Annotated in this window: 11 protein-coding genes, 20 tRNA genes and 1 rRNA gene; 28 read left to right on the top strand and 4 right to left on the bottom strand. The window is 40.5% G+C overall.

Features of this window, described 5'->3' with window-relative positions:
- Positions 1–63 precede the first annotated feature (63 nt).
- From rrf to NSQ95_RS13130, 21 genes are all read left to right on the top strand, one after another.
- Positions 64–179, top strand: a 5S ribosomal RNA gene (rrf, locus tag NSQ95_RS13230).
- 23 nt (positions 180–202) lie between these two features.
- Positions 203–278, top strand: a tRNA-Val gene (locus NSQ95_RS13225).
- Positions 279–291: 13 nt separating this feature from the next.
- Positions 292–367 (top strand) — tRNA-Thr (locus NSQ95_RS13220).
- Between the two features lie 6 nt (positions 368–373).
- Positions 374–446, top strand: a tRNA-Lys gene (locus NSQ95_RS13215).
- A 22-nt stretch (positions 447–468) separates the two neighbouring features.
- Positions 469–553, top strand: a tRNA-Leu gene (locus NSQ95_RS13210).
- A gap of 17 nt (positions 554–570) precedes the next feature.
- Positions 571–645: transfer RNA gene (locus NSQ95_RS13205), tRNA-Gly, on the top strand.
- Positions 646–659: 14 nt separating this feature from the next.
- Positions 660–748, top strand: a tRNA-Leu gene (locus NSQ95_RS13200).
- A gap of 16 nt (positions 749–764) precedes the next feature.
- A tRNA-Arg gene (locus tag NSQ95_RS13195) sits at positions 765–841 on the top strand.
- A 9-nt stretch (positions 842–850) separates the two neighbouring features.
- Positions 851–927: transfer RNA gene (locus NSQ95_RS13190), tRNA-Pro, on the top strand.
- A 17-nt stretch (positions 928–944) separates the two neighbouring features.
- Positions 945–1020, top strand: a tRNA-Ala gene (locus NSQ95_RS13185).
- A 27-nt stretch (positions 1021–1047) separates the two neighbouring features.
- Positions 1048–1121, top strand: a tRNA-Met gene (locus NSQ95_RS13180).
- 6 nt (positions 1122–1127) lie between these two features.
- Positions 1128–1204: transfer RNA gene (locus NSQ95_RS13175), tRNA-Ile, on the top strand.
- Between the two features lie 12 nt (positions 1205–1216).
- Positions 1217–1309, top strand: a tRNA-Ser gene (locus tag NSQ95_RS13170).
- Between the two features lie 104 nt (positions 1310–1413).
- Positions 1414–1490: transfer RNA gene (locus NSQ95_RS13165), tRNA-Met, on the top strand.
- Between the two features lie 3 nt (positions 1491–1493).
- A tRNA-Asp gene (locus tag NSQ95_RS13160) sits at positions 1494–1569 on the top strand.
- Positions 1570–1712: 143 nt separating this feature from the next.
- Positions 1713–1788: transfer RNA gene (locus NSQ95_RS13155), tRNA-Phe, on the top strand.
- 8 nt (positions 1789–1796) lie between these two features.
- Positions 1797–1870 (top strand) — tRNA-Gly (locus tag NSQ95_RS13150).
- A gap of 6 nt (positions 1871–1876) precedes the next feature.
- Positions 1877–1953 (top strand) — tRNA-Ile (locus tag NSQ95_RS13145).
- Between the two features lie 4 nt (positions 1954–1957).
- A tRNA-Asn gene (locus NSQ95_RS13140) sits at positions 1958–2032 on the top strand.
- A 7-nt stretch (positions 2033–2039) separates the two neighbouring features.
- Positions 2040–2130: transfer RNA gene (locus NSQ95_RS13135), tRNA-Ser, on the top strand.
- Positions 2131–2137: 7 nt separating this feature from the next.
- Positions 2138–2209 (top strand) — tRNA-Glu (locus tag NSQ95_RS13130).
- A 514-nt stretch (positions 2210–2723) separates the two neighbouring features.
- Here the strand turns inward: NSQ95_RS13130 and NSQ95_RS13125 are convergent.
- The gene (locus tag NSQ95_RS13125; protein ID WP_340882904.1) at positions 2724–3635 is read right to left on the bottom strand and encodes a 1,4-dihydroxy-2-naphthoate polyprenyltransferase; all 912 of its coding nucleotides are present in this window, start codon (positions 3633–3635) and stop codon (positions 2724–2726) included.
- 152 nt (positions 3636–3787) lie between these two features.
- Between NSQ95_RS13125 and NSQ95_RS13120 the strand changes: the two genes are divergently transcribed.
- The 6 genes from NSQ95_RS13120 (at position 3788) to NSQ95_RS13095 (ending at position 10612) form a co-directional block, all read left to right on the top strand.
- Positions 3788–5149 carry an isochorismate synthase gene (locus NSQ95_RS13120; RefSeq protein WP_340882906.1) on the top strand — a complete coding sequence of 454 codons (1362 nt, stop codon included), beginning with the start codon at positions 3788–3790 and terminating at the stop codon, positions 5147–5149.
- Positions 5142–6854, top strand: a complete 1713-nt coding sequence (menD, locus tag NSQ95_RS13115; protein WP_340882908.1) for a 2-succinyl-5-enolpyruvyl-6-hydroxy-3-cyclohexene-1-carboxylic-acid synthase — start codon at positions 5142–5144, stop codon at positions 6852–6854. Before NSQ95_RS13120 ends, menD begins: the two co-directional genes overlap by 8 nt.
- Positions 6842–7666 (top strand): 2-succinyl-6-hydroxy-2,4-cyclohexadiene-1-carboxylate synthase, encoded by an 825-nt coding sequence (gene menH, locus NSQ95_RS13110; protein ID WP_340882910.1) that lies wholly within the window; start codon positions 6842–6844, stop codon positions 7664–7666. The genes menD and menH overlap by 13 nt, the downstream gene beginning before the upstream one ends.
- Positions 7663–8481 (top strand): 1,4-dihydroxy-2-naphthoyl-CoA synthase, encoded by an 819-nt coding sequence (gene menB / locus NSQ95_RS13105; RefSeq protein WP_340882913.1) that lies wholly within the window; start codon positions 7663–7665, stop codon positions 8479–8481. Before menH ends, menB begins: the two co-directional genes overlap by 4 nt.
- Before the next feature lie 103 nt (positions 8482–8584).
- The gene (locus NSQ95_RS13100; protein WP_340882915.1) at positions 8585–10003 is read left to right on the top strand and encodes an o-succinylbenzoate--CoA ligase; all 1419 of its coding nucleotides are present in this window, start codon (positions 8585–8587) and stop codon (positions 10001–10003) included.
- 66 nt (positions 10004–10069) lie between these two features.
- Positions 10070–10612, top strand: a complete 543-nt coding sequence (locus NSQ95_RS13095; RefSeq protein WP_340882917.1) for an AAA family ATPase — start codon at positions 10070–10072, stop codon at positions 10610–10612.
- Between the two features lie 251 nt (positions 10613–10863).
- Here the strand turns inward: NSQ95_RS13095 and NSQ95_RS13090 are convergent, their stop codons facing one another.
- The 3 genes from NSQ95_RS13090 to NSQ95_RS13080 form a co-directional block, all read right to left on the bottom strand.
- Positions 10864–11856, bottom strand: a complete 993-nt coding sequence (locus tag NSQ95_RS13090; protein WP_340882919.1) for a zinc ABC transporter substrate-binding protein — start codon at positions 11854–11856, stop codon at positions 10864–10866.
- A 103-nt stretch (positions 11857–11959) separates the two neighbouring features.
- Positions 11960–12193, bottom strand: coding sequence for a membrane protein insertion efficiency factor YidD (yidD, locus tag NSQ95_RS13085; RefSeq protein WP_342559724.1), 234 nt, complete (start codon positions 12191–12193; stop codon positions 11960–11962).
- On the bottom strand, positions 12190–12315 hold the full coding sequence (locus NSQ95_RS13080) for a hypothetical protein (protein WP_340882921.1): 126 nt from the start codon (positions 12313–12315) through the stop codon (positions 12190–12192). Before NSQ95_RS13080 ends, yidD begins: the two co-directional genes overlap by 4 nt.
- Before the next feature lie 100 nt (positions 12316–12415).
- On the opposite strand from NSQ95_RS13080, the gene NSQ95_RS13075 reads away from it, so the two are divergent.
- Positions 12416–12865: a DNA starvation/stationary phase protection protein gene (locus NSQ95_RS13075; protein ID WP_340882923.1), complete on the top strand. Its 450-nt coding sequence runs from the start codon at positions 12416–12418 to the stop codon at positions 12863–12865.
- Positions 12866–12886: the final 21 nt, after the last annotated feature.

Genomic DNA, 12886 nt, shown 5'->3' with positions numbered 1-12886 from the left:
TTAATGCTTGTAATAATCTACATAGTTGATATAATAGAACTTGTCTTTCAATAATTATTCAAGTCTAGTGATGATGGCGAAGAGGTCACACCCGTTCCCATACCGAACACGGAAGTTAAGCTCTTCAGCGCCGATGGTAGTTGGGGGTCTCCCCCTGCAAGAGTAGGACGTCGCTGGGCTTGCAATAAAAAAATATTACCCAGGAGGATTAGCTCAGCTGGGAGAGCATCTGCCTTACAAGCAGAGGGTCGGCGGTTCGAGCCCGTCATCCTCCACCATAATTTTACTCCTGCCGGAGTAGCTCAACTGGTAGAGCAACTGACTTGTAATCAGTAGGTTGAGGGTTCAAGTCCTTTCTCCGGCACCATTTTCCGAGCCATTAGCTCAGTTGGTAGAGCATCTGACTTTTAATCAGAGGGTCGAAGGTTCGAGTCCTTCATGGCTCATTCACTTTTGTGAAATAAATATGCGGGTGTGGCGGAACTGGCAGACGCACTAGACTTAGGATCTAGCGCCGCAAGGCGTGGGGGTTCGACTCCCTTCACCCGCACCATTTAATTTAATAACCGAGCGGAAGTAGTTCAGTGGTAGAACACCACCTTGCCAAGGTGGGGGTCGCGAGTTCGAACCTCGTCTTCCGCTCCAAAGATTCACTAAGTGCCGGGGTGGCGGAACTGGCAGACGCACAGGACTTAAAATCCTGCGGTAGGTGACTACCGTACCGGTTCGATTCCGGTCCTCGGCACCACTTTTAAGTAACATTAGCGCCCGTAGCTCAATTGGATAGAGCGTCTGACTACGGATCAGAAGGTTGTGGGTTCGACTCCTGCCGGGCGCGCCAATATATATACGGGAAGTAGCTCAGCTTGGTAGAGCACTTGGTTTGGGACCAAGGGGTCGCAGGTTCGAATCCTGTCTTCCCGACCAGTTATTAATAAAAATTTGGGGCCTTAGCTCAGCTGGGAGAGCGCCTGCCTTGCACGCAGGAGGTCAGCGGTTCGATCCCGCTAGGCTCCACCAAATATAAAATTTTCTTTTAAAGTTCCTGGCGGCGTAGCTCAGCTGGCTAGAGCATTCGGTTCATACCCGAAAGGTCGTGGGTTCGACTCCCTCTGCCGCCATCTTAAGGACCTTTAGCTCAGTTGGTTAGAGCAGACGGCTCATAACCGTCCGGTCGCAGGTTCGAGTCCTGCAAGGTCCACCAACATAATTTTTCGGAGGAATACCCAAGTCTGGCTGAAGGGATCGGTCTTGAAAACCGACAGGCGGGTCATACCGCGCGGGGGTTCGAATCCCTCTTCCTCCTCCATCTTATTGTTAGTGGGAAATTATACATAACATCTATGCAAGTAAGCTTGGAAACGGAAAAGTTATTAAATACATAGTTGATTTAAATTTCAACGATTTTATTGTCGCGGGGTGGAGCAGTTCGGTAGCTCGTCGGGCTCATAACCCGAAGGTCACAGGTTCAAATCCTGTCCCCGCAACCAAATGGTCCCGTGGTGTAGCGGTTAACATGCCTGCCTGTCACGCAGGAGATCGCCGGTTCGATCCCGGTCGGGACCGCCATTTATTATTCAATATGTTAGAGATTTAGGATAAGCAAGCAAATCGAGGAAGCAATCGAACGAAAGAAGAAGCGTACTAAAGTACGTGACTGAATGAGTGAGTGAAGCTGACAAAGAGTTGTGCCGCTTAGCGTAAATCGAAGAGGCTCAGTAGCTCAGTCGGTAGAGCAAAGGACTGAAAATCCTTGTGTCGGCGGTTCGATTCCGTCCTGAGCCACCATTTATCACGCGGGTGTAGTTTAGTGGTAAAACCTCAGCCTTCCAAGCTGATGATGAGAGTTCGATTCTCTTCACCCGCTCCAATTAATGGGCCTATAGCTCAGCTGGTTAGAGCGCACGCCTGATAAGCGTGAGGTCGATGGTTCGAGTCCATTTAGGCCCACCATTATTCCGAAGTAGCTCAGTGGTAGAGCAATCGGCTGTTAACCGATTGGTCGTAGGTTCGAGTCCTACCTTCGGAGCCATATATATGGGGAAGTACTCAAGTGGCTGAAGAGGCGCCCCTGCTAAGGGTGTAGGTCGGGCAACCGGCGCGAGGGTTCAAATCCCTCCTTCTCCGCCATATATAAGGCCCCTTGGTCAAGCGGTTAAGACACCGCCCTTTCACGGCGGTAACACGGGTTCGAATCCCGTAGGGGTCATAACTTTAAAAAGACAATCACTTCGGTGGTTGTCTTTTTTATTTTATCTTTATGATATGTAAGGATCGTTATAACACTGCAGGTCCTTAAGGGAAGAGGTATTAAGAAAAGTAATGTATTTATTGTAGTAAATCTATACTGCACTTAATTATAATAACTTCCCTGTCATGTTTGTGAAATTCCTTTCAAATATTGTTAGCAGAACGATTACATTAAAGTGATCGAGTAGGTTCTACATTATAGCATTTGGAGCGTTATCTTCTTGTGAAGAGATTTACTCCTAAAAGTTCTTCCACCGACCGATTATCAGGTAAAACCGACCGATTGTTGAAGGGAACCAACCGATTATTATGCCTAACCGACCGATTATTGAACAAAACCGTCCGATTCTAAAGAAACTACTCAAAATCTATTATTTGGTTAGATTTTTCTTTCTTCGTTTACACTTCTCCAACCTCTAATTTAAACTTCACAAATAAAAAAGCCAGGAAGCGTTTAACTTCCTGACTGATCATCATATTAAAAATCCTATTAACAAGCCAATACCTAAAAGAAATACGAAAATGGTATTGGTAAGTGCGGTGTTTTTCATTGCTAATCCAACTTCAAGGTGATTCTCTTTAGATTTAAATAGCTTTATAGCATCTAGTGGTTTCTTAGCACTTAGGAAGACTAGTAAAGCCCAAGGTGTAATAATTTGTAGAATTACTAGTAAGATGATCCATACATAAGAAACGATAAAAAATAAGGCTAACACATTAATAGCATTGTCTCTACCTATTAAGATAGCCATTGTTTTCCTACCGCCTTTTGTATCCTCTACAATATCTCGAATATTATTAGAAAGCATAATAGCAGCGACAAGCAGAGTGCTAGGGATAGATAGGAACAAGGCAAAGTTTGGTATAGAACCTACCTGAATGTATGTAGCAATTAAAACAATAAACATTCCCATAACCACGCCACTGAATAGTTCTCCAAACGGTGTATAAGCTATTGGGTAAGGTCCACCGGTATATAAGTATCCAATGAGCATACAAACGGCACCAATGATCAATAAAAGCCAAGATGATTGGGAACAAATATAAATACCTAACAGAGCGGCTAGGACGTATAGTACTAAGGCTAGTTGAAGCACTGTCTTTGGTTTGACACCATTGCGGACTATTGCGCCACCAATGCCGATAGATTCTTCACTATCTAGACCTCTTTCAAAGTCGTAGTACTCATTAAACATATTCGTAGCAGCTTGTATAAACAAGCACGCAATGAGCATTGCTAAGAATAAAGGCCAATCAATATTTACGTAATAAAGGGCAATCATTGTACCTAAAAATACAGGGGCAAACGATGCAGTTAACGTGTGTGGTCTTGTTAACTTCCACCATATACGCCAGCCTTTATCAGCTTGTAGTTCTTGTGACATATAAATTTCTCTCCTTTTAAAGAATCAACTTCAATTTTAGCATACATTTGTAGCTAAATGTGTGCCGAAACGCGGAGAAAGTTGTATGATAAAGGGTAGAGTAATAAAACATGAACTTAAACTAGCAGGTAATTTATACGGAGGTCATATATATGCCGAACACCACCGGGCAAAATAAATCAACATTACGTTTTTATACAGAAACAATAGAAGTATCTAGAATGTCTGCTCATGCTTTTTTTGAGGCAGGAGAGGATTACTATAAAGGGAAACGATTCTTTTGGCAAAACAAAGAGAAAACGTTCACATTGGTTGGACTTGGACATGCCTATGTTCTGTCTAATGATTTAGAGAAAAATAGATACACCGATATAGCTCAAAAATGGGACGACCTTTGTGCATGCTCATTAATAGAGAAAGCAGATGTGTCTCCAATTCTATTTGGTGGATTCTCTTTCGATCCTTCAAATAATATATCATCGGAATGGAATAGCTTCCCGTCTAGTTTTTTTGCTGTGGCTACATTTCAATTAGTCATACAGGACGACCAGGCTTTTGTAAGTATTCATCATATTACAGAGGAAGAGGACAGCTCTGCAGCTTTTGAGCGTTTACGTATAGAAAGAGATACATTAATTCATACAGCTCAAGTGAAAGAACTAAAGGTCCATAAAAAGCCACATCTTCTTCAACGAGAAGATAGATTAAAGGAAGAATACTTATCAGCGGTTGAAACTGTAACGGAAAGAATTCGTAATAAGGAAGTAAACAAGGTAGTCATTGGGCGCTCCCTAAAGTTAACCTTTGATGATATCTTTTCACCATCTACAGCAATTTACAATGCATCGATGGAGCAACCTGAAAGTTATTTATTTGGTCTTGAGAAAGAAGACAAGACTTTCTTTGGGGCGACTCCAGAGAGATTAGTAAAACTGGAAAATGGCAAGGTTGAATCTGCTGGTTTGGCTGGATCCGTTCGAAGAGGAAAAGACCAAGTGGAAGATAAGAAGCTTGGAGATGCGCTATTATCGGATAATAAAAACTTAATGGAACATGAATATGTTGTTCAGATGATTAGAAAAGTATTTGAGCAATATTGTGAGCAGGTTAAGATTCCAGCTAGACCAAAGCTTATGAAAATAAGAGATATTCAGCACTTGTTTACACCTATAGAGGGAAAAATTAAAGGAAGCTCTTCTCTTTTCGAGTTTGTAGAAGCTATGCATCCGACACCAGCACTTGGTGGTGAACCTCGACAAGAGGCCATTGAGATTATTAGAGAATCTGAACAAATGAACCGTGGTTACTATGCCGCTCCAATCGGCTGGGTGAATGCCGAGGGAGATGGAGAGTTTGCGGTAGGTATTCGTTCCGCTCTCATAGAAAACCAATACGCTTATTTATATGCTGGAGGCGGATTAGTTTCCGAGTCCACCTCTTTAGAAGAGTTTGAAGAAACAAGAGTCAAATTCCGACCAATGCTTCGAACTTTGGGAGGAAATATGAATGACTAACGCGAGCTTTCTAACATCTTATGTCAATCAATTTGTAGAAACTATTAAACAAGCGGGCATAGAGGATATCGTGCTATGCCCAGGATCTAGATCCACTCCTTTAGCATATGGGTTTGCAAAAACGACAGGCTTTAACTTATATAGACAAATTGATGAGCGTTCTGCAGGATATTTTGCTTTAGGAATTGCCAAAGCGAAAAAGAACCCTGTTGTTCTATTGTGTACTTCTGGTACTGCTGCTGCGAATTTCTTTCCGGCGATAGTGGAAGCATATTATGCAAGAATACCATTACTTATTGTGACAGCGGATCGCCCACATGAACTTAGAGAGGTAGGTGCTCCTCAAGCGATAGACCAAATACATCTATTTGGTAAGCATGTAAAATGGTCGGTTGATTTTCCCTTACCTGAGGAAAGAGAAGAAAGCCTCGCGTTTATAGAGAGACATATTCATCGTGCAGTTTCTTCTACTAGGAATGCACCGATGGGACCAGTTCATATCAACGTGCCGTTTCGTGAGCCACTATTGTTAGAAATGGATCGGCCTGCTTCCGTGCCTCAAATGCAGCAAACAGAATTAGGGATGCTTGTGCCAAGTAAAGAATGCATCCATTGGTATACTCAGTTAATAACAGACACAGAGAAGGGACTTATTATTGCAGGGGATTCCTTAAACTCAACAGTAGGTTTCTGGGAGTTTGTGAAAGCTATACAATGGCCAGTACTAGCGGATCCATTGTCCACGCTTCGAAGTAATGTACCTAAGGATTGTATGCATTTATGTATAGACCAATATGACGCTATTTTAAAAAGTGAAGTGTTTATGCAATCAGCTATCCCTAATGCTGTCATTCGTTTTGGAGCTCAGCCGGTTTCTAAGCCTCTTATGAAGTTTTTAGAGGCAAACCCTCCTAAAACCTTTATAGCTGTAGATGAAAGCCCATTATTTAGAGACTCTCTTCATGTCGTAACCCATCACTTACAAGTAGATCCGTCATCTCTTTGGTTGCAGGTAGGAGAAAAACAACCATCTAGCTATCTAGAAAATTGGTCTAAGGCCAATGATATAGCAACGAATCATATTCAGACGTATATTTCAGAGCAAACAGACGAGGGTGCCTTAGCAGGAACATTATTTGAGGTGCTTCCAGACAAAACGGATTTAATAGCTAGTAGCAGCATGCCTATACGTGATGTAGATACCTTTTTCAATAAAACCGCTAAGGATATCCATGTATATGCCAATAGAGGAACAAACGGAATTGATGGAGTCGTGTCTACTGCTTTAGGAATTCAAGTAGCAACTAAAAGACCTGGCTATCTATTAATCGGGGATTTGGCATTTCTCCATGATGTAAATGGATTAATAGTCACTCGTTTTAGCGAAACAGATTTAACCATTGTTATTATGAATAATGATGGAGGGGGCATATTCTCTTACTTGCCACAATCTACGGAAACTAATTACTTTGAGCATTTGTTCGGGACACCTACAGGGCTTGAATTTTCAGCTATTGCTACTATGTACGATGCTCAATATGATGTAGTACATACTAAGGAAGATTTTCAAGCTGTCTTAAGTAAGGATAAAACGAAGAATATTCGTATGATTGAAGTTCGTACAGATCGACAGAACAATACAGAAACTCATCGAAAGCTTTGGGCAGCAATCACTAAGGAGCTGGATGTCACTTGGAAAGCTTAATAACCGTTAGGTCCATTCAAATGAAAGTTAATAGGTACAATACAGGTGCCGAGAAGAAGGCAGTCTTTCTGCATGGATTTACTGGATCTAGTAGGACATGGGAGGAAGTTATTGCTTCTCTAGATCCTTCTATTGAGCTGCTAACCATTGATTTAATTGGCCACGGGGAAAGTGACAAGCCTGAAAATGCTAGCCGTTACTTTGCTGGGGAGCAGGTGGAGGATCTCCATGCACTAATCCAACAGATAGGCTGGGATCATTTTACGCTTATAGGGTATTCTATGGGTGGTAGATTGGCACTTGCCTATGCAAGTAAGTATGAGGTCGACTGTTTAATACTAGAAAGCAGTTCTCCAGGCATAAAGGATGAGGAAGCTCGTATACAAAGAAAATTAGCGGATAGCAAGCTGGCTGAAAAAATTCTAGTAGACGGTGTCCTTGCATTTACAGATCACTGGGAGCAGATCCCTTTGTTTGATTCGCAAAAGAGTTTATCACTGAAGAAGCAGCAACAGATAAGAGAAGAGCGAATATCTCAAACAGCAATGGGTTTGTCGAATAGCTTGACGGGATTTAGCACTGGAGTGCAGCCTTCGTTATGGGATAAGCTAGGCTCTCTTGAATTTCCAGTAATCATGTTAACGGGAGAGCTAGATAAGAAGTTCTGTGAAATTGCTAAAAAGATGTTAGCTATATTACCAAATGCTGACTGGAAAATAATAAATGGTGTGGGCCATGCAATTCATGTGGAAAATCCCAAATTGTTTGCTACAATAGTAGAGGATATAATTTTGAAGGAGGATGTAAGATGACTCGTGAATGGACAACATTACATACATATGAAGACATTAAATATGAATTCTATAATGGAATTGCTAAAGTAACGATTAATCGCCCAGAAGTGCGAAATGCTTTCCGTCCTAAAACAGTGATGGAAATGATCGACGCATTTTCTCGCGCACGCGATGACAAAAATGTTGGTGTAATTATTCTAACTGGAGAAGGCGAAAAAGCTTTCTGTTCTGGTGGAGACCAAAAGGTTCGCGGACATGGTGGATACGTAGGAGAGGATGAAATTCCTCGTCTAAACGTATTAGACCTACAACGTTTAATCCGTATAATTCCTAAGCCAGTTGTAGCTATGGTAGCTGGATATGCAATTGGTGGAGGTCATGTATTACACGTAGTTTGTGACTTAACAATCGCTGCGGACAATGCTATTTTTGGACAAACTGGTCCAAACGTAGGCTCCTTTGATGCTGGATATGGTTCAGGCTATTTAGCTCGTATCATTGGTCACAAGAAAGCACGTGAAATTTGGTACCTATGCCGTCAATATGATGCAAAACAAGCGTTAGATATGGGCTTAGTTAACACTGTTGTTCCTTATGAGCAACTAGAGGACGAGACTGTTCAATGGTGTGAGGAAATGCTAGAAAAGAGCCCAACCGCACTTCGTTTCTTAAAAGCAGCTATGAATGCTGATACAGATGGACTTGCTGGTCTTCAACAATTAGCTGGAGATGCAACACTTCTTTATTACACAACTGAGGAAGCTAAAGAAGGTCGCGATGCGTTTAAAGAAAAACGTAAACCAGACTTTGGTCAATTCCCACGTTTCCCGTGATTAGAAATTTATGAGTTTTCCTAAGCTGTCCTTTAAAGGGCAGCTTTTTTTAAAAGATAGAATACATTTGCTTGTGCTTTACTTAATAAAGGAGTTGTTTTTTATGTACCCTAATCTCTTGGTTAAACGAGCAAGTCTTACGCCAAATAGATTAGCTATCATATTTGAAGACCAACAATGGACATTCTCCCAATTACATCAGGAGGCAATAGACTTTGCCGAGAAGCTACATACATTAGGTGTTAACAAAGGGATGAGAATTGCTATATTGGCGTCCTCCAGCCCACAGCTAGTGACAGTTTTACATGGCTGCATGCAATTGGGCTGTGAGCTTGTCATGCTTAATGAACGTTTAACAGAGGACGAGCTGATTTATCAATTAAATGATAGTCAGTCTGACGTATTATTAGTCGATCGGTTAGATAGAAGCTTGACGTATGGTAACCGGATATCCTTTAATCAGGTTACAGAAGCCTCTAACAAGAGATTTCAAATAGACTATGAATGGCCAAAGGATAGAACAATCACTATTATGTACACATCTGGTACGACAGGGAAGCCAAAGGGCGTCCGCCAAACACTGGAAAACCATGTGATGAGTGCAACTGGATCTGCTTTAAATCTAGGTGTTCAGCCTAATGATTGCTGGTTATGCGCAATGCCATTGTTTCATATTAGCGGATTTTCTATTCTAATGCGTTCCGTTCTATATGGTATGACAGTCAGCCTGCATACAAAGTTTGATGCATATAAGTCTATAGAGGAAATTTTAAATGGAACTGTTACTAGAATGTCTGTAGTCGCTGTAACGTTAGAAAGATTGATTAGTGTCTTAGAGGAACGGAATCTAACATTCCCGGATACTTTCCAATCTATGCTAGTCGGTGGAGGGCCTGTTCCTCTCCATTATTTGGAACGAGCCATTAAATGTAAGATACCTGTTTTACAGACATATGGTATGACGGAGACGTCTTCACAAACCACGACATTGTCTAGTGAGGATGCTATTCGTAAGCTAGGCTCAGCAGGAAAGCCACTCTTTTTCGCAGAAATACGTATTTCTGGAGAAAAGGAGATAGGAGAAATCTGTATTAAAGGACCACATGTTACGAAAGGTTATGTTGGAGCATCATCTTCCAAGGATCCACAGGATGATGGGTGGCTCCATACGGGAGATATGGGCTATATAGATGACGAAGGTTATTTATACGTCGTCGACCGTAGATCAGATTTAATCATTTCGGGTGGGGAAAATATTTATCCTGCTGAAGTGGAGCAGGCCATAGTTAAGCATAGTGCTGTAAAAGAAGCCGGAGTAACTGGTATTCAGGATGATAAATGGGGACACGTACCGATTGCCTTTGTTGTGTTGAAGAGCGAGGTTACCGAAGAAGAATTAAAATCATTTATGAAACCCCAGCTTGCTACGTATAAACAGCCTGTCCGTTATTATTTTATCGAGGAGCTACCTAGAAATGCTTCCAATAAAATTTTAAGAAGAAAGCTTCATGAATATTTATAAAGCCGAGAGAACAGCATTCTCGGCTTTTTTTACGGGTTATTCTTTTGCTATGAGGAGGGGAAACATATGAGAATTCAAATTATAGGTGGATCTGGAACGGGGAAGAGTACATTAGGTGAATATATTGCACAGCGAGAGCAAATAAAATGGATCGATACCGATTCCTATCTGTGGAAGGACGATACGTTTCTAGAAAATAATCCAATTGAAATAAGAAGAGAAATGTATCAGCTTGATATCACTTCTAATAAGTGTTATGTAGTCTCAGGCTCTATTTTTTCATGGCATCCAGATGGCTTTTCCAATCGGGATCTTTTAGTCTTTCTGTCTTTACCGGAGAATGAAAGAATGGACCGCATAAGAAAAAGAGAAATTTCCCGCAAAACTGGTAAACAATCGTGGCTAGACGAGCATGGATTATATACGAATGACTTTATAGAATGGTGCAAAACATACTTGACGGAAACCGATAAAAGTCAAGGAGGGACATATGTGGCACAGCGCTATGAAATGGAATTATCCAATAGTCCCGTCCTCCAGCTAGATAGCTCCAAAGAAGTCGAAGCGTTATACGATGAAATAAAACAGTACCTAGGTAGACTTTCTTAATAAGAAGCTGATGTTAATAATTTAGGAATCGGTCGGTTATAGTCAATAATCGGTCGGTTTAGCGAGATAATCGGTCGGTTACCTCAAAGAATCGGTCGGTCACAGCGAATAATCGGTCGGATCTGCCACAAAATCGGTCGGTCACACCAATAATATCAGTAGACCAACTAATGTAGGTGACTCTTCATAATAAAAGAAACGCGAGAATGTCGTTATATCAACATTCTCGCGTTTCTAACTAGAAAACTGTTCTAATTTAAAGCTGTTTTTAAAGTTTCTAGATTTTTTTGCATTAAAGTAAAGTAGGTTTCTTCATTTGCTATATCCTCTTTAGAAAGGACACCTAGATTGTGGAGCACTAGGCTTTCTGCTCCAATTTCTTTTTGAATGACTTCTGTCAGTTTAGAGTTTACATTTTGTTCAAATAGAATATACTCTACATTTTTCTCTTTAGCCATGTCAATGATCTTAGTTAGCTCCTTTTGAGAAGGCTCCTGCTGAGAGTTTAACCCCGCTATAGCAATTTGTTCTAGGCCATATGTGTCTGCCAAATAACCGAATGCTGCATGGGAAACAAAAAACGTTTTAGATGATGCAGCGTGAGACATTTCTTCAAAGTCTGTATCTAATTGTTGAAGCTCGCTAACAAGTGCTTGATAGTTTTCTTCAAATAATTTTTCATTTTCAGGTGAAGATTTTACTAGCTTATTTTTAACTGTTAAAGCAAGATCTTGACTAATTTTTGGTGAAATCCATACGTGAGGATCAGTATCGCCATGATCATGCCCTTCGTGTCCTTCTTCTGTTGTATCTGAAGCGTGATCGTGAGCTTCTGAGTCTTCTTCATCATGGTGGTCATGTTCATCCACGTTCACTTCTAAAGCACTGTCTGGCACGCCATCAATTACGGCTACCATTTCTACATTTTCCTCAGCTAAAGTCTTTTTTGCATTTTCCACAAATCCTTCTAGCCCCAAACCGATGTAAAAGAATAAATCAGCATCAGCCAGAGCAATCATATCCTTTTGAGTAGGTTCAAATGTATGCTCATTGGCACCTGGTGGATAAATAGATTGGACCTTTACTTCATTTCCTCCAATTCGTTCTGTGAAATATTGGAGCGGATAAACAGTTGTATATATATCTAATTGGCCACCTTCTGCTGTGGTTGCTTCTTCTTGCTTCCCACAAGCAGCGATGAATAAAATAAACGTTAATATGCATAATAGGAAAAGACGTTTCAAATTTATCAACCCTTCTAAATAGTAATGATTACGTTTTAATGGATGAGAACTTTATTAGCTTACAGTATTTTGTTCAAAAAGGCAAGAAAAAATAGCCTTTGAATTATTTTTTCTTCAAAGGCCATTCTTCTGGAACTGGGTCAAATCCACCCTCATGAAATGGATGACATTTAGATATACGTTTAACCGTTAGGTAGCTACCTTTTATGGCACCATGTTTTTCTACAGCCTCAACTCCATAGTGGGAGCATGTTGGATAGAAGCGACAGCTAGGTGGAGACAATGGTGATATAAATCTTTGATAAAAGCGAAAAATACTTAATAGGATTCGCTTCATACGTCTGTATCCTTCGGTTTAGGGTCAATAGCGGATATATTTTCTTTTGTTGCTAATTTATATAGAAAGGTAAAACCAACAATACTGAATATAATTGCTATACCTAAGATCCAAAATACCATATTAGCTCACTCCATTTTAATGTCTTATGTTTATTGTAAGAAAATAAGAGGTATATGAAAAGAGAAAGCAACTATAATTTTAGAGGAGAGTGTCAATTTTATGTCAGCAGCATTGAATAAAGAACTAAATAATCTAGTAGCAACATTTTCAGTAATGTATACAAAACTACATAATTATCATTGGTATGTAAAAGGGCCACAATTTTTTACGCTACATGCAAAATTTGAAGAACTATATAACGAAACAACTTTAAATATGGATGAAATAGCAGAGCGCTTATTAACTTTAGGTGGAAAACCAAGTGCTACCTTAAAAGAGCATTTAGAGCTTTCTGAGGTGAAGGAAGCAAATAACAAAGAAACTGCCGAGGATATGGTAGAAGGAGTAGTAAAAGATTTTGATAAAATCATGAAGTCCTTGAAAAAAGGGATGGAAGAGGCTGCTAAGGATGAAGATGATATGACAGAGGATGTCCTAAATGCCATCTATCAAAAAATCGAGAAACACCAATGGATGCTAAATGCATTTTTAGGAGATTCCAATAAATAATGGAATAAGTGAACTTTATGT

This window comes from Psychrobacillus sp. FSL W7-1457 (genome assembly GCF_038593405.1).
Taxonomy (GTDB): Bacteria; Bacillota; Bacilli; order Bacillales_A; family Planococcaceae; genus Psychrobacillus.
The sequence above is the reverse complement of the archived record's forward strand: the minus strand, read 5'-3'. Positions and strand labels throughout refer to the sequence as shown.